The sequence below is a fragment of the Pseudoalteromonas sp. Isolate3 genome, from assembly GCF_022398505.1.
GTDB classification, from domain to species: Bacteria; Pseudomonadota; Gammaproteobacteria; order Enterobacterales; family Alteromonadaceae; genus Pseudoalteromonas; species Pseudoalteromonas apostichopi.
Genome location: NZ_JAKEVN010000037.1, coordinates 1 through 19,586, shown reverse-complemented (window position 1 = coordinate 19,586; position 19,586 = coordinate 1). Strand labels below are relative to the sequence as shown.

The following is a 19,586-nucleotide window of genomic DNA, read 5'->3' as shown; positions in this document are numbered from 1 at the left end:
TTAAAAGAGCTGTCAGCTATCAGCCGTCAGCTCCGTAAAGTAGCTAACTCCCAACCACATACCCTGTAAAACCCAGCACTTTAAAATACTGTTTTGGGGTGCTGAATCGGGTTTCATTCATTAACTCTGAAAAACGAATTCGGTCTAATGGATAAAACTCGTGCTCTAGATTGTGGCGCGTGTGCTCTACGCCGGCTTCGGTTAAACCTAACTGTGTACAAAGCTGTAGCTGTGATTCACGTTCAAAAGCAGATTCTGGGCGCATTAAATCGGCAATGTATAAGTTGCTCGATTTTTTAAGTTTGCTGTGAACCGCTTTTAATAGCGCTTTTTTGTCGCCGTTATCCTCAACAAAATGCATTACCAATAAACACAATGCTGCGTCACATTGGCTGTCGATGTCGTTGATATCACCGCAGTGTACAGTCACGCGGTCGCTGATGTTATGCTGACCAAACTGCTGCTCGGCAATATCGAGCATGTCTTGTGAAATATCTTGAGCAATAAACTGCCAGCTAGGGTTTAATGCTGCTAATTCGATGATTTCCTTACCTGTTCCGGCTCCAACAACTAAAATGCACGCATCATCGCTCAGCGTTGTTGCCAGTTGGGCGGCGGTTGCTTGATGTAATAGCTCATAACCTGGAACTAGGCGCAAAATACGTTCGTCGTAGTGACTTGCTTCTTCGTGATTAAAAGTTGGCATGCTAATCCTTTAAATAACTGAGATGGTCGAATAACCACCTGGTTTTTTCGCCACATGCACTTGCGTGGCAACGCGTTCGGTCATTTCCGATACGTGAGAAATAACGCCCACTTTGCGACCTTGTGCTTGCAGAGAATCAAGAGCATCCATCGCGATGCTTAACGTTTCACTATCCAAAGTACCAAACCCTTCGTCGATAAACAAAGAGTTTATTTGCACTTTATTTGACGACAACGATGCAAGACCTAATGCCAGTGCTAACGACACTAAAAATGACTCGCCGCCAGATAACGTATTTACAGAGCGCTGCTCATCGGCCATGTCTTTATCGATAATTGCGATATCGAGTGTTTGTCCTATGGCTGTTAATTTGTAGCGTTTGTTTAGTGTCTGTAAGTGGCTATTCGCGTAGTGCAGAAGTATTTTTAAGGTTTGTGTTTGCGCTAGATTACGCATGGTTTTACCGCTTGCATCTCCTAGCACCTTATTGAGTAGATACCAGTGCTCATAGCTTCTTTGTTGTTCCACTAATAGCTTTTGTTTATCAGCCAGCGCTTGGCTATTTTGTTGATGGGTTTTAAGCTCCGTCGCAACTTGCAATAATGCGTTATTCGTTTGCACTTGTTGCTCTGTGGCCTGATTAAGTTGTATTTGCAGCTCACCTTCTCCCAGAGCTGGCTTATCTTTTTGATGTTGAGCCAGAGCCTGTTGTCGTTGTTTTAAAAGAGCTTCAGCGTCTTTTAAGCCGCTTTCGGCGGAGTGATATTCAGCCAGAGTTTGCTTGATTTCAGTAGGGCTTATCGTTAATAGCTGACTAATTGCTTGCTCATCCAAGTTTGGATGCTGCGCTTTAAAATCGTTAAACCAAACGCAAAAGCGCTCATTAAGCGCTGCTTGTTCAGCGTTTAGTTCTTTCTCACGCTCGTCAATATTGGCGATTTGAATGGCTTGTTCGTCACGCGCCTTTACCGCATGACTATGGGTTGTCTGGGCAAGTTGTAGTGCTTGCTGCGCTGAATCTATCGCCTTTTCTAGCTCTGCAATAAACTCATCTACCGAAATTGCAGCGTTACTCAATAAGCCCTCGCGCTTTGATTGTATCTGCGTTAGTTCGTTTTGAGTTTGGCTTAGTTGCTCGTTGCAATGAGTTAAAGAGGCATTTGCTTCGTTAAGCTGCGGCGTTAAATGAGCAAGGTGCTGCTCAATCGTTTTTAAGCTAGCTTTAAGCTCATCTGCAGTTTGTAGCGAAGCTTGATAGGCCTTAACATGTTCAGCGATGTTCTCTAGAGAAATACTTTGTTCATTTAATGCGTGCCACCAAGGTGCACTGGTGAACTGTTGATTTAGTGTCGTATAGAGCTGCTGATGCTCATCATTGAGCTCATTTAAACGTGTTTGCAGATTATTTAGCTGTTGTTGCAATTCGTTTAATTGCTGCTCTTTGCTATGTAGCGCTTGCCCTTGCTGATTATATTCAGTTTGCTTAGCCGTAAGTGTGTTTTGCAGCTGCTGTTGCTGCTCGAGGGTTTTGTAGTATTGCTGTTTTTGCAGGCTGAGCTGTTGCTGACGCTCACTTAACTGATCTTCGGTTAAATCATTTAGCTCAGTACGGCTAGCTGCCATGGTTTCTTTGAGGCTCTGTTGTTGAGCGCTCAGTTCTGAGATTTGCCCGCTTAACGAGCTTATCTGTTGGCTACATGCCGCCAGCTCATTACTTTTAGTTTGCTGTAATGCTTGCTGAGCTTTTAAATGCTGTTTGGCGTTAGTTAGCTCCCTGGTAAAGTCGTTAATAAGCTGGCTAAATTGCTCGCTAACCATTTCTTCATGCATAAAGGGGTGTTCTTTTGAGCCACATACCGCGCAAGGCTCCCCTGCTTTTAAAGTGGCACGTAACTGGCTGACTCCCTCACTGGCTCTTAACTGCACTTGCTGTAAATTTTTCTCACAAAGCGAAACCTGTTGCTGTGCTTGCTCTGCCCCTTGCTGAGCATCTTTTAATGCCGTTTGTAGTTGCTGCTCAGTTTGGCTTAATGTGTTTAGCTGGGTTTGCCAGTTTTTTAACTGCTGCTGATTAGTTTGCCACACTTGGCGCTTTTCAATCAGGTGCTTAATCGCCTCAAGCCCCGCATCAATATCCGCCATTGATTGGGTATTTAAACTCGATTTAAAGGCGGCATCTTGTTCATTTAAGCGCTTAATTTCTTGCTCAAGGGTTTGAAACTGGGTTTTGCACTGCTGCGCGGCTGCTTGCTGCTCATCAATTTTAGGTTGAAGAGCTTTTACGTTTTGCTGTGATTGGCTAATTGTGTGCTGTTGCTGACTAAAGCGGCTTAGCTCACTTTTAAAGAATGACCAGTCTTTTGCTAAAGGCTGCCACTGTGCGTGTGTTTCTAAGTAGCTATTAATGTGTGCTTGTTGCTCAAGCTGTTTTTGCTGCTCTGCTTTATGACTATTTAGTGTATTAGTCAGCTCTTTATGATGGTGCTTTGCTTTATCCGCTTGTACTTTTTGCGTCGCTGCTTGCTGGTTTAATACGGCAAGTTGCTTATCTAACTCTCGGGCCTGACTAATAAGAGGTTGCGCGTCTTTTTGTGCTTGCTTTGCTTGGTTTAGTTGCGCGGTTTGCTTTTCAAGCGTTTGCTCAGCATCTTTGATCAGTGCTTTATGGTCAACGTTTAATAGCTGCTCACGATTTTGGGTTAGCTGACCTTGTTGGGCTGTAATTGTAGCGGCGCGTTCGCGGTTATCTTTTATTTCAAGGCATTGCTGAGCTTGTTTCGCTTCAGTGGCTTTTTCAGCAAGGGCTTCTAATTGCTGTTGTAACTCTTGTTTTGCTTGCTCAGCTTGGTTTAGCTGTTGTTGCTGCTGAGATGCTTGCTTATACCAGGTTTGGTACTGTTCGAATTGCTTTATTTGTTTTTGTGACTCAGCAAGTTTTGCCTCAAGCGCCGTTTGCTCAGCTTGTTTAGTTTCGACCTCTTCAGGGCTTAAAACCTGATAATTACTTAAACTTAACTTTAACTGCTCTAACGATTGCTGCTGCTCACGGTGGCGCTCAAAAATACGCTGACCAATACGGCTGAATTTATCTGTGCCTGTTAAACATTCAAGTAATTGCGCACGCTCATCACCGGTTGCTTTTAAAAACGCTGCAAATTCATGTTGCGCAAGCAGCACTGCTCGAGAGAACTGCTCAAAGCTCAAACCAATAATACGCTCGATCTCTTTACCTGCCGCGCTTCTGTCAGCGATCAGGATTTCATCAGGTAATGAGTGCAAGCTATGTTGTGCGGGCTGTAACTTGCCATCAGCTTTATTACGCGCTCGGCTAAAGCTTAATCTTGCTCGATACTGCTGTTTATCTTGGCCTATAAAGTCGACTTCGGCAAAGCCCTGCCCTGCCCCACGGCGTAATAAATTTCGCGAGTCATTGAGTTTGATATTGTCGCCGTTAAAGTCAATTTTATTGCCTGTATCGCCGCGTAATCTTGCTGTTTTGTTATAAAGCGCTAAGCAAATAGCATCAAGCAAAGTACTTTTCCCCGCGCCTGTATCACCTGTGATGGCAAACAACCCCGCCTCTTTTAAAGGCGAAGTGCTAAAGTCGACTTCGGCGTCTAAGATAGAGGCGAGTTGATGAACACGAATCGCTAAAATTTTCATAGTAGATCCTCCGCATTCAATTCATCGATCACTTGGCTTAATAAGCTTTCTAGTTCTTTTGGCACAGCCTGCCCTGCCATATCTTTATTATTTGCAAATGCTTGCTCTAAAAGTGAATGTGGGTTCAGCGCTTCAATTTGCGAGACATCTTCAAATAAGGTTTGTTCATCGTCTTGCTGGCTGCTTTGATGTCGCACCCTTTCAATGCCACAAAACTTAACCTGCTTACCTTCAAGGGCTTGTTCTATTTGTTCTCTAAAAGTGGTGTCAGTGTCATGGGCGCCCAATTTAACCCTAAGATACGGCGCTAAATCTTCATCCGTTAAATCGAGCTGTTTTATAAGCTCACATAATTCGTTCAGTGGCACACAGTCTTTTTCTGGTAGCAACATGACTTTACAAAAGCTAGGAATGTAAAGGGGGTTTACAGAAGTTCCTGAGTCACTAAGCTCAACAATTACAACTTGATGTTGATAACGCCTTTCAGAAAATGACATTGGCAATGGCGTGCCACTGTAGCGAATAGTCTCTTTCTTCGCGACGGTTTGAGCTTTATGAAGGTGCCCTAGCGCGACATAATCAGGTTGTTCAGTAAATATGCTTGCCGATATCGCATCTTCACCACCAATGACTAAGTTACGTTCAGAGTCAGATGAGATGTCTCCGCCTTTTGCATGTAAATGACCCATGGCAATTAATGGCGCGTTTGGTAATTCGCTTGTTGCTTGTAATGCATCTTTGTAGGCAAGGGCAACTGCTTGGTTATAACTTAATGGTTGCTCTTGTTGGCGGTTATAGCTGCTTAAATCACTGCTACGTAAAAATGGCATGGCAACAACATTCGCATCGCCGTTTTTTGTGCTGATTGGCAGTACTACTTCATGAGGAGCGTTGCTATCAAAGCGGCCAACAACATGGGTATCAAACTGAGCTAATAAGGGCTTTGCCGCCATAATTCGATTTGCTGAATCATGGTTACCAGCAATAATCACTATGTGTAAGTCTGGGCAATGCTGCTTAGTGGTTTTAATAAATTGGTAGAGTTGGTTTTCTGCGCTGGCAGGTGGCGTTGCCGTATGATAAATGTCACCCGCAACCAGTAGTAAGTCGATCTGTTCTGACACAAGCGTATCGGTTAACCAAGCAAAAAATGCTTGATGTTCATCGAATCGGGAGTGCTCGTAGAATTGTTGGCCTAAATGCCAATCAGATGTATGAAGGACTTTCATTAAACGCTCTTATTATTTAGTAAGAGCGCCAATATACCTAAGCTGAGGCAAGATGCCCAGCCTGGTTTGTTAACTTAAGCTATACCAAGCAAAAATCACCATAGGCAGAGCTAATAATGCCATTATCAAAGGTACTTTAAGTGCTTTTGTTTGCTTAGCTTGCAATATTTTAAGGGCATTTGTTTCATTACATGCCGCTACTTTGTCGATATAAAAATACCCTGAATCTAGGTACTGTTTACAATTTTGTTCGTCCGCTGGAATTGCAATTAGTTCTTGTTGTTTTTTTAGGATATAGAAATCCATAAGCTCACCGAATTCTATGCTGATTACCAAAACATTTGGGGTTTGAACAAACGCACAACAGACCCCAAAATCAAAAAAGTGGGCGATTTTAAATACAAATGGCAGTGAATTTCAATAGCAAATGTCGCAAAATTTAATTTATTGCAAAAATAATGGCAATTAAGGATAAAATTACTAGTGCAGTAGGGTAAATTAACCATTTTTTAGACCCAGTTACACTTGGAGTGGTTCGAGACAATGCATCTGACTCATCGCATGCAGCAATGACTTCAACAAATTCAAATCCGCGTTCTTTGTACTCGTTTAGAATCGATTCTTGAGCAGGAATGGCTGCTAAACGAGAGTCTTTTTTTACAATATAAAACTTCATCTAATCACCCTTTCATCATTAACTAGAATTTAAGCAGAGTATTTACTTATTAACTGTAATACTTTGGGATGAATTAGTGCTGAACTAAAATTAACCAGTGTTTTGTAAAGGGGGTTTACAGGAAGTTAATCGAAGCTATTTTTTTTGTGAAAAATAGGACCTCAGTAAAACATCGAATACTACCCGAAAAATACCGCGCTTTATCGTTATTTTATTGCAACTTTGTTAGCAGTTTGCGATGGTATGCTTGCAAATTAATTACAGGATTAACAATGAAAAAAGCAGTTCTCAAGTTGAGTGCTTTGGTATTGCCTTTAGCAGTATCTTCAGCTGTCATGGCGTCATCTGTTGAGCAAACTAAAGGCTCATTCGTTGACAAGTTCCGTCAGCTAGATGAAGCACTTCCAACTCCAAACGTTTACCGTAGTGCAGCAGGTGAACCTGCTGAGCATTACTGGCAACAGCAAGTAAACTACGAAATTGATGCAAAGCTTGATGAAAAGAAACGCCGCTTAACAGCAAGCCAAACTATCGAGTATAAAAATAACTCGCCGCACACTTTAAAGTATCTTTGGTTACAACTAGACCAAAATATCTTTAAATCTGACTCAATTGCTGAAATGACATCAACTTTTAATGGTAAAACATTGCAAGGTGACCCTCAGCCAAAATCAACTAAATTGAGTTTAGGACAGCTACGTCGTCAGCAATTTATGGCCGACAACGAGCTGGGTTATCAAATCGCCAATGTTAAAGACGAAGACGGAAAAGAGCTTAAAGTTACTGTAGTAGATACATTAATGCGTATCGACTTAAACGAACCGCTTAAACCGGGTAAAGACGTTGAGTTCAGCATGGACTTCGCCTTTAACATTGTTGAAGAAGATGCCGTTGGTGCACGTTCGGGTTATGAACATTTTGAAGAAGATGGCAATGATATCTTTTTATTAGCGCAATGGTTCCCTCGTCTTGCTGCTTACACTGATTATGAAGCATGGACGAATAAAGCCTTCTTAGGTAGTGGTGAGTTTACTCTTGAATTTGGTAACTATGACGTTGAGTTAACCGTTCCTGCTGATCACATTGTATCTGCAACTGGTAAACTTGATAACCCAAGCCGTGTTCTAACTAGCACGCAGCGTAAGCGCCTTGAGCAAGCTGAAGATGCTAAGCGCCCTGTTTTCATCGTGACTGAAGAAGAAGCGTTAGAAAACGAGAAAGAAGGCACCGATAAAACTAAAACATGGCATTTTAAAGCTGAGAACGTACGTGACTTTGCGTGGGCGTCTTCGCGTAAATTTATGTGGGATGCCAAAGGCTATCATCAAGGTGGTAAAGATCAGCCATTAGTTATGGCGATGTCTTTCTACCCGAAAGAAGGTGGCGACCTTTGGAAGAAGTACTCTACTGAAGCTGTAGTTCATACAATGGAAGTGTATTCGCGCTTCTCGTTTGACTACCCTTATCCAGTGGCTCAGTCAGTCAATGGCCCTGTAGGTGGTATGGAGTATCCTATGATCACCTTCAATGGTCCGCGAACTGATTTACAAGACGACGGCACACGTACTTACTCACAAGCAGAAAAACGTTTCTTAATCGGCGTTGTTATCCACGAAGTAGGTCACATTTACTTCCCTATGGTGGTTAACTCTGATGAACGTCAATGGACGTGGATGGATGAAGGCCTTAACAGTTTCTTAGATGGTGTTGCTGGTCGTGAGTGGGACCACACAATTCCTTGGGGTGTTGAGCCTCGCGATGTTGTTGCATACATGAAGTCTGAAAACCAAGTACCAGTTATGACCCAGTCTGACAGCGTATTACGTTTAGGTCCTAATGCCTACACTAAGCCTGCTGCCGCACTTAACATTTTACGTGAAGTGATCCTTGGTCGAGAGCTATTTGACTTTGCATTTAAAGAATATGCACAGCGTTGGAAGTACAAGCGCCCTACTCCTGCTGATTTCTTCCGTACAATGGAAGAAGCGTCAGGTGTTGACTTAGATTGGTTCTGGCGTGGTTGGTTCTACACCACAGATCACGTTGATATCTCGCTAGACAAGGTTTACCAACTGCGTTTAGATACGAAAAACCCTGATATCGACTTTAATCGTTTACGTGATATCGAAGCAGACAAGCCAATGCCGTTATTCGTAAAACGTAATAAAGAAGAAGGTAAAAAACTATGGGTTGAAGAAAATCCTGATGTGACTGACTTCTACGACGAAAACGACCGCTTCACAGTAACTAACAAAGAGCGTAACGCTTATAACAAATTCCTTAAAGGTTTAGAGCCTTGGGAACGTAAAACGTTTGAGCGTGCAATCAAAGAAGATAAAAACTACTACGTACTTGAGTTCTCAAACTTAGGTGGCTTAGTAATGCCTATCTTATTAGAGCTTACTTATGAAGATGGTACGAAAGAAGAAAAGTACATTCCGGCTGAAATCTGGCGTCGTAACCACAAGCATGTACAAAAGCTAATTGTAACCGATAAAGGTAAAAACCTAGTGTCTGTTACAGTCGATCCGCGCTGGGAAACAGCGGACGTTGATGTAGAAAACAATAACTACCCGCGTCGTATTATTCCATCACGCATTGAAGTGTACAAACGTGAAAAGAGTAAAGCGAAAGTTAGCCGCGATATCATGCAAGATATTAAAACTGAGCTGAAAAAGGACGACGAAAAAGATGCCCAGGAGCAACAATAATGCGCTTCGCGGCCATTATTTTTGCTTTAATACTGAGTGCGCCAAGCATGGCGCACCAGTTAAAAGCGTCTGTGACAACTGTGCTATTTAATAAACGCACTAACAACATAGAGCTGATGCATCGTTTTTATTTACACGATACAGAGCACGCCGTTGAACATTTATTTGATGGCAATGCTGATATCCTATCTAATAAAGAAGATCAGAAGCGTTTTGCTGACTACGTTGAGTCACATATTGCTCTGCAAACTTTAGATGGCAAGCCACTTGAGCTAAAAGATGTAGGTGCGCAAGTTGATGGTAAATTCTTTTGGGTTTATCAAGAAGTCACGATACCAGAAGGGATTCATGGCATACGCATGAGCAACGGTGCACTTCGCGATCTTTGGCCGGCACAAGTGAATATGGTTAATATTGAAGGTAAAGGTAAGGTAAAAACACTGACCTTTAGCCAAGATGATACCTGGCTTGAAGCAAGGTTTGAATCGGTAAATCCAGAGTAATAGCAATCCTAAAGGATTAAAAAAGTTACTTTTTTAATCCTTTGATCCTTTAATTAACTTCTTTCGTAAACTATCTTATTAGTGGGCTTCAAAATTTTCCCAATTCTCATATACAGGGATTTATATGACTATCCATGACAATAAAATCCGTGGCGTAATTTTTGATTTAGATGGTACTTTGGTTTCATCGGAGTTAGATTTTTCGTTAATTAAAGCACAGGTAGGTTGTCCTATCGAGAATGACTTACTCGCTTATATTGCATCATTACCTTCGCCTTACATGCGTGAAGAAGCAATGAATATTGTCCATCAACATGAACTTATTGATGCTCAGCACGCTCATTTATTGCCTGGTGTTGCTGAAGCTATTACCAGGCTAAAAGAAAATAATATCCCAATGGCTATTGTTACCCGTAATTACGATCGGGCTGCTGCCATTAAATTAAAGAATAACCCCTTACCTATAGAAACAGTGTTAACTCGCTCTGATGCGCCAGCTAAGCCTGACCCAAGTGCTTTAAATGCCATTGCTACATTATGGGAACTTGACCAGTCAGAGTTACTCTATGTTGGTGATTATTTATTTGATATACAAGCAGCCCATAATGCTAATATGCGAGCTTGTTTATATGCACCAGACGAAATTCCCGAATACGCAAATCAAGCTGATTATGTAATGCATCACTTTTCAGAACTACCTATTTTGGTTGACTCATTCCAAGAAAATAAGGTGTTATGTTAAATAGCCTTGTTTTTTATTTTTCCCGAGATTAATTGTTAGTTTTTTATTTTTCAAAATGTCCTAGTACTAGCCCAAGCGGTCATGAGTTGCTAAAATATCGGCAATTATCAAATGTATTCATAGAGGCATAAGATGGGCAGAGCATTTGAAGTCCGCAAAAACGCCATGGCTAAAACAGCCAATGCAAAAACAAAAGTAAATTCTAAATACGGAAAAGAAATCTACGTAGTTGCTAAAAATGGCGAACCAGATCCAGAAGTTAACCAAGCGCTAAAGCGTATTATTGAGCGTGCCAAGAAAGACCAAGTTCCAGCACATGTAATCGATAACGCGATCAAAAAAGCAGCCGGTGGGGCAGGGGAAGACTATTCACCAGCACGTTATGAAGGTTACGGTCCTGGTAATTGTATGGTTATTGTTGACTGTTTAACTGATAACCCTAACCGTACTATCAAAGATGTACGTTTACCGTTCACAAAAACAGATTCAAAAATTGGCACACCTGGTTGTGTAGCCCATATGTTCGATCACTTAGCTGTTTTAGGCTTTGAAGGTGATGACGACGAAGTCGTGCTAGAAGCGCTGATGATGGCGGATGTAGACGTAACAGATGTAGAAGTAGAAGACGGCAAAGTATCAGTATTCGCTCCTCATACAGAGTACTACAAAGCAAAAACAGCACTGGAAGAAGCATTTGAAGGTATTAACTTTGAAGTAGACGAGATTACGTTTGTTCCACAAGTTCATACTGACATCACTGATCCAGATGATATCGCAAACTTTGAAAAGTTTATTTCTATGCTTGATGACTGTGATGACGTTCAAAACGTTTATCACAATGCGATTGTCAAAAACTAATTTTTAAGAAATTAGCATGTAAAAAAGGGGGATTTGGTAACAAATCCCCCTTTTTTAATAGATTTTTATTATGCCGTGAATGATGAGTATTCACTGTCGTTATGAGTTTATACCAATACGCTTAATTTAATGGTCTATTTTGAGGCAATAAAACCTTGTTGATAACAAGGCAAAAATTTCGTTATTTAGTTGTTCTAAATCAGAAATTTTTAACGCAGGTAGCGACAGGTTTAATCCCTCAAAATAATTAAGTATTATTGCGGATTGGTATCAATTGATATTAGTCAAAAAAAAGCAGCCCTTAGGCTGCTAGGAACGACACATGAAACTCGAAGGGGAGTTGTGTAGTGGCTAATTTAACGACTTATACTTTATACGGAACGCATGTAATAATGGTTCAGTATAGCCACTAGGTTGTTTAACTCCCTCTAGTACAAGGGCTAGCGCTGCTTGATAAGCCACACTTTGTGCTAACGTTTCGGCAGAATCTGCCATATTCTTGTAGGCTGGATCACCTTCATTTTGACCATCAACAACTTTTGCCATACGCGCCATAGTTTTTCTAATTTGCTCTTCAGAGCAAACGCCATGATACAACCAATTAGCCATGTGTTGGCTTGAAATCCGCAGTGTGGCACGATCTTCCATTAAACCAACATGATTGATGTCTGGTACTTTAGAGCAGCCAATACCTTGGTCAATCCAACGTACAACATAACCTAGAATACCCTGTGCATTGTTATCAAGTTCGGCTTGAATATCTTCTTTGCTTAAGCTGCTTGCATCTTTCATAAGCGGTGGAGTGAGTAAGCTGGTAAGGCTTGCTTCTTTGCGGTCCATAAGCGATTTTTGACAGGCAAACACATCTATATCGTGATAATGCATTGCATGTAGGGTTGCAGCTGTCGGAGAGGGCACCCATGCGGTATTTGCACCACTTTTCGGGTGACCACTTTTTTGTTCCATCATTAATGCCATCTTATCTGGCATTGGCCACATACCTTTACCAATCTGTGCTTTACCACTTAGTCCTGTAGCAAGCCCAATATCAACATTGCGATCTTCATATGCGCTGATCCAAGGCTCAAGTTTGATAGCGCCTTTTGGCAGTACAACACCAGCTTGCATCGAAGTATGAATTTCGTCACCGGTACGGTCTAAGAAGCCAGTATTAATGAACACAACACGTTTTTTCGCTTCGAAAATACAGGCTTTTAAGTTAGCTGAAGTGCGGCGTTCTTCATCCATAATACCCATTTTAATTGTGTTTTCAGGCAAGCCTAATAGCTGCTCAACGCGGGTAAATAATGTATTAGTGAATGCCACTTCTTCTGGACCGTGCATTTTTGGTTTAACAATATTAATGCTATTAGCCGTTGAATTTTTTAGGCTACTTGTACCTTTTAAGTCATGAAGAGCTGCTGTGCTGGTGATAATGGCATCCATAATGCCTTCAAACACGTCATTGCCTTCACTATCTTGGATTGCAGGGGTTGTCATTAAGTGGCCAACGTTACGCACAAACATCATGCTACGGCCTTTTAGCGTAAGTGTTTCACCATTCACACCTTGATATTGGCGGTCTTGTGCTAAACGACGCTCAATGGTTTTACCGCCTTTGTTAAATGCTTCTACTAGGTTACCTTGCATTAAACCAAGCCAGTTTTGATATACGTTTACTTTGTCTTCGGCATCGACAGCGGCAACTGAATCTTCACAATCCATAATCGTTGTTAAGGCTGCTTCAAGTAGCACATCTTTAAGGCCTGCTTTATCAGCTTGACCTATTGGGTGATGATGGTCGATTTGCAGTTCAATATGTAAGCCATTATTTTTCAGTAAGATAGCGGTTGGGTTTTGCGCTTCACCTTGGTAACCGATAAGTTGATCAGGGTTTGCTAGGCGAACCTGGCTGCTGTCACGTAATGTTATTAAAAGTTCATTGTTAACCACTGAATAGCTAGTACTTTCGATATGCGAGCCATTTGCTAAAGGTAATGCTTTATCAAGGAACTGGCGGGCATAAGCCATTACTTTAAAGCCACGTACAGGGTTGTATGTAGAGCCTTTCTCTGCGCCGTCATCTTCACTTAATACATCGGTGCCATACAGCGCATCATACAAAGAGCCCCAGCGGGCATTCGCTGCGTTTAAGGCAAAGCGTGCGTTGCTCACAGGCACAACAAGCTGCGGCCCCGCAGTGCTAGCGATTTCAGGCTCGACCTGTTCTGTTTCTATGCTGAAGCTAGCTGGCTCGGGAACTAGGTAGCCAATGTCCTCAAGGAATGCTTGATAGTTAGCTGCATCCCATACCGGTTGCTGCTTGTGATAGTCATCAATCTTAGCTTGCAGTTGTTCGCGTTTTTCTAAAAGCGCACGATTGATTGGCGTTAATTCATTGACGATTTCAGCAAAACCTTGCCAAAAGGTGTCTGTGCTAATGCCTGTTCCTGGTAAAAGTTGCTGCTCAACAAACTGTGCTAGTTGTTGATCAACGCTTAAACCGTTAAGTGAGAGAGTGGTCATAATAATGTCCTTTAAACGAGCTTAAATTGATCATTCATGGCTAAACCATATCGTAAAAAAGGCTAATAAGCAGGCTATTTGTCATTCACTAGATATATAGTGGCAATAACAACTATAAATTTACTAAATCCTTAAAATCCGCCTAATGTTGAATTAAGCGCTACGAAGCAAACGCCAAGTAGCCACTCTCACTAACAAAAATAGATAACCCGTTCGAAGGATTTTATTATGACAACATATCAACGCGAAACAGATAACCTAGCTACTTTATGTCAAACACAAGGCAAAACGTGGCAGTCAATCAACCCAGAATACGCAAGCCGTATGCGCTTACAAAACCGTTTTCGTACGGGTCTAGACATCGCACAATACACTGCAGACATTATGCGTGCAGACATGGCTGCATACGATGCTGACCACAGCCAATACACACAATCATTAGGTTGTTGGCATGGTTTCACTGCACAACAAATGATGATGGCAATTAAACGTCATAACAAAACAACTAAACGCAGCTACGTTTACCTAAGTGGCTGGATGGTTGCGGCACTTCGCTCTGAGTTCGGTCCATTACCTGACCAAAGTATGCATGAAAAAACATCTGTTCCAGCGCTAATCGAAGAAATCTACACCTTCTTAAAGCAAGCTGATGCACGTGAACTTGACCACCTTTATAAAGACCTAGACGAAGCGAAAGCAAACGGCGGTGACGTTCAAGCTGTGCTAAATAAAATCGATAACTTCGAAAGCCATGTTGTGCCAATTATTGCTGATATCGATGCGGGTTTCGGTAACGAAGAAGCAACTTACCTACTGGCTAAAAAGATGATTGAAGCAGGTGCATGTGCTATCCAAATCGAGAACCAAGTATCTGACGCAAAACAATGTGGTCACCAAGCAGGTAAAGTAACAGTACCGCATGAAGATTTCTTAGCAAAAATTAACGCAGTTCGTTACGCATTCTTAGAGCTTGGTATTGATAACGGTATCATCGTTGCTCGTACAGACTCACTAGGTGCAAGCCTTACTCAAAAAGTGCCTGTATCTAAAACACCTGGCGACCTTGCTAGCCAATACACGTCGTTCCTTGAAACAACACCAGTAAACAGTGTGGATGACTTAAATGAAGGCGACACAGCAATGAAACTTAATGGTCAACTTTGCAAACCAACACGTTTAGATAATGGTTTATACCAGTTCCGTGAAGGCACAGAGAAAGACCGCGTAGTTCTAGACTGTGTAACTAGCTTACAATCAGGCGCAGACTTACTGTGGATTGAAACAGAAAAGCCTAACGTTAAACAAATCGCTGAGCTTGTTAACCGCGTTAAAGAGCAAGTACCAAATGCTAAGCTGGTATACAACAACTCACCGTCGTTCAACTGGACACTTAAATTCCGTGAGCAAGTATATGCTGAGTGGCAAGCGCAAGGTAAAGACTTATCTGCTTACCCAAGCATCGATGATAATAAGGCATTAATGGCACCAGAAATGGATGACACAGAGCTTGCAGCGGCAGCAGACGTACTTGTGCAAAACTTCCAAAAAGATGGTGCACGTGAAGCGGGTATCTTCCATCACCTAATCACGCTACCAACTTACCATACAGCGGCGCTAAGCACTGATATTCTATCAGAAGGCTATTTCGGCGACCTAGGGATGCTAGCGTATGTTCGTGACGTACAACGTCAAGAAATCCGCCGTGAGCAAGCATCAGTGAAACACCAAGACCTAGCAGGTTCTAACATTGGTGATACTCATAAAGAGTACTTCTCTGGTGAAAATGCGCTTAAAGCCGGTGGTGAAGCAAATACCATGAACCAGTTCTAACCAAGTTGTAATTTCCTTTATAGCTATTCAATAATGTTGTTAGGGGCCTTCGGGCCCTTTTTCATTTGTAGCTATCAGCTTTCAGACTCGCATCTCGTAGGTTCGGATCACTATTTAACCAAGTCTTGGATCAGCCATTTACTAGCTTTATAAAAATACAGATCACGCATTTACCAGCCTCATAATTTTAGATCAGGATTTAACTACCTCCGTCTTATGAGCTTTAATTTAGGGCTTATTGCCTGAGTACAGCCTCTAGAATGGTTAAAAATGGGTAATATAAACGGCAATTTAATGTTGTTTTGTAGAATCTAGCGATTTATAAACCGATTTTTTATTAACTCACCCAAGCCATAAACCGATTTTTTACCAACTCCATACCCTTACAAACCAAAATTTTACTAACTGAAGCTAGGTTTTTAGCGGCACAAACCGATTTTTTACTAACTCAAGTTACTGATTTTGGCTATAAACCGATTTTTTACTAACTGCTTTTTGGGTAATGTCCGATATTTGAGAAAAGTATGTAAGGAGTTAATCACATTTTAAGTGTAAAGGGGGTTTACAGAGAAAAGAAAGCTGTCAGCTTTCAGCCGTCAGCTATCAGATTGAAATTCAAAAGTTAGAAAGGAGAAAGTAGCAGCGGGTTTACCCCGCGTTATAGTTTTATTAAATGACGCGGCATAAAGCCGCGCTTAATGCAATTTGAGATAAGTTAAACGAAACTGCGTCACGAAATTCGTTCACCTTGTGCAAACGAAATGTTCTCGCTTCGCTCGATGTCGTTAATTATTTCCACTGTTTTTATCAAACCACCATTGAATATAGGCTACTTTAGTCATCAGGTTTGATGGGCGAGCGGTAATACCATGTGAGGCATTAGGAATACGCACCATCGCTGTATCAACACCTTGTAGCTTTAAGGCTTGGTAAAATTGTTCGGTTTCAGAAATTGGGGTGCGATAGTCTGATTCACCGGTTAACAGCATGGTTGGTGTTTTAACATTGCCAACATAGCTTATTGGTGAGCGCTTCATGTAATGCTCAATGTTGTCCCATGGCTTACCAGGGAACCAATAATCAGCAAAGAAAGGGTAGAAGTCAGCAGTTAGTACAAAACTGATCCAATTGATGACAGGTTTAGCAACTACCGCTGCTGCAAAGCGGTCTGTATGGCCCACAATCCATGCTGTTAAAACACCACCGCCTGAACCGCCGGTAACAAACAATTTGCTCTCATCAATAAAGCCCTTATTGATGACAGCATCAACACCTGTCATCAAGTCATCAAAGTCATTACTTGGGTAGTTATGATGAATTGTTTGCGCAAATTCTTTACCGTATGAATCACTGCCGCGTGGGTTCATATAAAGCACAACGTTACCTTTGGCTGCATATAATTGCACTTCAGGGCTAAAATGAGGGCCATAGTTTGCAACAGGACCACCGTGGATTTCTAAAATAAGTGGGTACTTTTTGCTTTTATCAAAACCTGGTGGGTAAGCAACCCAACCTTGAATAGCCAAGCCATCGTGGCTTGACTTAACCCAAATTTCTTCAACCTTAGCGAGTTCTTTGTCGCCCAGCGCATCTTCGTTTAATTGCGTTAAACGCGCTGTTTTACCGCGCTTAATTAGTGCTACATCAGCTGGGCGTTGGGTATCTGCAAGTGTGAATGCAACTTCACCATCTTCGCTCACGTCAAAGTCACCACCCGAATACGGACGGCCAAAGGCGACACTACCAATCTCTGAGGTAATCACTTTATGTTTACCACTACGAGGTTGGTAAGCTAGGTGTGTTTTACCTTCGCTATCGTAGCTAAAATAAAGACCTCTGCCACTATCATCCCATTTTATGCTTTCGACGCTACGGTCTAAATCAGCAGTGAGCACTGAGGTTTTACCTGAATTTAAATCAAGTAAATAAATGTCGTTATTTTCATAGTTAGTCTTTTTGTCGTCATAGCCTGTGTATGCAAGGTAACGACCATTTGGTGAGACTTTAGGGCGTGAATCTGGGCCTTTACGGTTTGTTATTTGGGTAATTGAACGATCCGCTAAACTAAGTTTATAGATTTCAGATTCAGTTGGGTGTAGTTCGTTGTTTTCATAACGATTAGCCGAAAAATAGAACGCATCGCCTTGCTCGTTAAAGCTGATTGCTCCGCCGTGATCAAAATCACCTGAGCTTAATTGACGTGCATTGCCGCCAGTTGCACTGATGATAAAAAAGTGACGATAGCCTTTTTCAGAGTAGCCACCGCCATCGGCACGGTAATAAGTATCGTCAATATATTTAGCTGGCTCTGCCCACTTAGCGCCCTCAGGCTTACCCGGTAATGACACAGGGCTTGCTGATTTTGCTGGTACAAACTGGCTAAACACCAATTGCTTGCCATCTGGTGTCCAAGTTAATCCACCAGGGCTTTGCGTTAGGTTACTAATTTTCGCTACGTTACCGGTTTTTAACCATTTTACATAGATTTGGCTGCTACCATCACGGGTAGAAATAAACGCTAAGCGAGTTTCATCCGGTGACAGCACCGGAGAGTAATCCATATGCACGCCAGACGTTAGCGGTAGCATGGTTTTACCATCTGGGTTTACTGACCAAATATTGCTGACTTTACGGTCGCTTTTGATATCCATGCGATTACGCACAAAGTAAATTGTATCGCCATTTTTTGTCATTTCTATTTGGTTGGCGTATTCAAGATCAAAAACATTTTCGAGGTCAAAGGTATTGCTAGCTTCTGCGTGGCTGTAAAAGCTAGCTGCTGCAAGCAGTGCTAAAGATGTTTTAAACTTCATTTTATTTCCTTGTTAGTGAGCAGAGATTAGGGCGTGTTGACCTGTTATAAAGTAACAACCATAAGAAATATAGTCCATTGCGATGAATGAAGAAATCAATAGACAGATGGTCATTTCCCTTTTATGTTGAGTAAAGACACTTTTAAATGTAAGGAGCACACAATGATAGGTTACATCATGTTAGGCACTAACAACCTAGCTAAAGCAGTAAAGTATTACGATGAATTGTTCGCCACTCTAAACGCCGAGCGCTTCTTAGAAACTGATCGCTTTGTCGCATGGAGTACAGGTCAAGATAAGCCCGGTTTTGCGGTTACTAAACCCCATAATGATGAAAAAGCCACAGTTGGTAACGGTACTATGATCGCTCTGGCAGTCGAAACTCCAGCCCAAGTAGATGCCTTTTATAAAAAAGCCATAGAACTAGGTGGCACTGACGAAGGCGCTCCCGGCCCACGTGAAATGCCGGGCTTTTATGCGGGATACTTTAGAGACCTAGACGGTAACAAACTTAATGTGTTTTGTTTTACGCATGGGTGAGGGGAGTTAGCAAGGGGAAAGTTAGAACCCTCGCGCGAAATAAATTTCACGTTTACAAGAAAACCGTGGGATTACCTTAAGCAGAGAATCAGGAGGCTTTTGTTCGGCGCTAAAGCACCTCCTATCTCGCTTCTCGCCTATCTTTCACACACCTCGAAGCTCATTTCTAGTACTTTAAAACAAGCATTATCACCATATTGTGTTTATTTTAGGGAAAAGTTGTCTTTTTCACTATTTATTGGTGAAAATATCAACTATGCTTTTGCTTTAATCTCTCATTGTATTGATTTATATGAAGTTATATTGTTGGTTCGATAATTGCTCCAGACTTTTTACCAACACTTTTAAAGGAAATAAAAATGAAAAATACACTAACGCTTACCCTTCTTGCTGTACTGCTTTTGGTTCTGTATTCACAGTTCACAGAATTAGCCTATAAATTTGGTTTTGCTGAGCTTAAACTTAATGCGGTTTTGGAAAACAGTGAACATATGAAAGTAAAGTGTGATGTATACTCACTTGGCTATTTCGATGAAATAAAACTTCAAAATAAATTTCAAAAATGCATCAATGATTATGAAGCTGAAGGCTACGAAATCGTTAGCAGAACAGACCAATAATCGTTTCTTGTAGGCGCCATGCTTGCATGGCGCGCCGCTGCATCGCCGAACAGCCGGCACTTCGCGCGAAATAAATTTCACGCCTACAAAAACTGATGGCTGACGGCTGAAAGCTGGCAGCGAGATTTCCTACCAACTTCCGCTTATTTTCATTACACTGCTCCTATAC

The 19,586-nt window shown here is 41.7% G+C and carries 14 protein-coding genes; 7 read left to right on the top strand and 7 right to left on the bottom strand.

Features of this window, described 5'->3' with window-relative positions:
* Positions 1 to 43: 43 nt before the first annotated feature.
* From L1D46_RS09515 to L1D46_RS09495, 5 genes are all read right to left on the bottom strand, one after another.
* The gene (locus L1D46_RS09515; protein WP_130052329.1) at positions 44 to 706 is read right to left on the bottom strand and encodes a class I SAM-dependent methyltransferase; all 663 of its coding nucleotides are present in this window, start codon (positions 704 to 706) and stop codon (positions 44 to 46) included.
* Between the two features lie 9 nt (positions 707 to 715).
* Complete coding sequence (locus L1D46_RS09510) at positions 716 to 4,369, bottom strand: SbcC/MukB-like Walker B domain-containing protein (protein ID WP_130052328.1); 3,654 nt, start codon at positions 4,367 to 4,369, stop codon at positions 716 to 718.
* On the bottom strand, positions 4,366 to 5,598 hold the full coding sequence (locus L1D46_RS09505; protein ID WP_130052327.1) for an exonuclease SbcCD subunit D C-terminal domain-containing protein: 1,233 nt from the start codon (positions 5,596 to 5,598) through the stop codon (positions 4,366 to 4,368). The genes L1D46_RS09510 and L1D46_RS09505 overlap by 4 nt, the downstream gene beginning before the upstream one ends.
* 69 nt (positions 5,599 to 5,667) lie before the next feature.
* On the bottom strand, positions 5,668 to 5,904 hold the full coding sequence (locus tag L1D46_RS09500; RefSeq protein WP_130052326.1) for a hypothetical protein: 237 nt from the start codon (positions 5,902 to 5,904) through the stop codon (positions 5,668 to 5,670).
* Positions 5,905 to 6,037: 133 nt separating this feature from the next.
* Positions 6,038 to 6,274 carry a hypothetical protein gene (locus tag L1D46_RS09495; RefSeq protein ID WP_167657327.1) on the bottom strand — a complete coding sequence of 79 codons (237 nt, stop codon included), beginning with the start codon at positions 6,272 to 6,274 and terminating at the stop codon, positions 6,038 to 6,040.
* Between the two features lie 272 nt (positions 6,275 to 6,546).
* Here L1D46_RS09495 and L1D46_RS09490 point away from each other — a divergent pair, with 272 nt between their 5' ends.
* The 4 genes from L1D46_RS09490 (at position 6,547) to L1D46_RS09475 (ending at position 11,088) form a co-directional block, all read left to right on the top strand.
* Complete coding sequence (locus L1D46_RS09490; protein WP_130053008.1) at positions 6,547 to 8,985, top strand: M1 family metallopeptidase; 2,439 nt, start codon at positions 6,547 to 6,549, stop codon at positions 8,983 to 8,985.
* Complete coding sequence (locus L1D46_RS09485; RefSeq protein ID WP_130053007.1) at positions 8,985 to 9,488, top strand: DUF6702 family protein; 504 nt, start codon at positions 8,985 to 8,987, stop codon at positions 9,486 to 9,488. Before L1D46_RS09490 ends, L1D46_RS09485 begins: the two co-directional genes overlap by 1 nt.
* Positions 9,489 to 9,612: 124 nt before the next feature.
* Positions 9,613 to 10,230, top strand: a complete 618-nt coding sequence (locus L1D46_RS09480; protein WP_130053006.1) for an HAD family hydrolase — start codon at positions 9,613 to 9,615, stop codon at positions 10,228 to 10,230.
* Positions 10,231 to 10,362: 132 nt separating this feature from the next.
* On the top strand, positions 10,363 to 11,088 hold the full coding sequence (locus L1D46_RS09475; protein WP_054553380.1) for a YebC/PmpR family DNA-binding transcriptional regulator: 726 nt from the start codon (positions 10,363 to 10,365) through the stop codon (positions 11,086 to 11,088).
* A gap of 351 nt (positions 11,089 to 11,439) precedes the next feature.
* On the opposite strand, the gene L1D46_RS09470 is transcribed toward L1D46_RS09475, so the two are convergent.
* Entirely contained in the window at positions 11,440 to 13,617 is a 2,178-nt protein-coding gene (locus L1D46_RS09470) for a malate synthase G (protein WP_130053005.1), read from the bottom strand.
* Positions 13,618 to 13,842: 225 nt separating this feature from the next.
* Between L1D46_RS09470 and L1D46_RS09465 the strand changes: the two genes are divergently transcribed.
* Positions 13,843 to 15,444 carry an isocitrate lyase gene (locus L1D46_RS09465; RefSeq protein WP_130053004.1) on the top strand — a complete coding sequence of 534 codons (1,602 nt, stop codon included), beginning with the start codon at positions 13,843 to 13,845 and terminating at the stop codon, positions 15,442 to 15,444.
* Between the two features lie 785 nt (positions 15,445 to 16,229).
* Here L1D46_RS09465 and L1D46_RS09460 read toward each other — a convergent pair.
* Positions 16,230 to 18,257 (bottom strand): S9 family peptidase, encoded by a 2,028-nt coding sequence (locus L1D46_RS09460; RefSeq protein ID WP_130053003.1) that lies wholly within the window; start codon positions 18,255 to 18,257, stop codon positions 16,230 to 16,232.
* Between the two features lie 162 nt (positions 18,258 to 18,419).
* Between L1D46_RS09460 and L1D46_RS09455 the strand changes: the two genes are divergently transcribed.
* On the top strand, positions 18,420 to 18,797 hold the full coding sequence (locus tag L1D46_RS09455; protein ID WP_130053002.1) for a VOC family protein: 378 nt from the start codon (positions 18,420 to 18,422) through the stop codon (positions 18,795 to 18,797).
* Between the two features lie 359 nt (positions 18,798 to 19,156).
* A complete protein-coding gene (locus L1D46_RS09450; RefSeq protein ID WP_130053001.1) occupies positions 19,157 to 19,417 on the top strand; it encodes a hypothetical protein in 261 nt (86 codons plus the stop codon).
* The last annotated feature ends 169 nt before the right edge of the window (positions 19,418 to 19,586 follow it).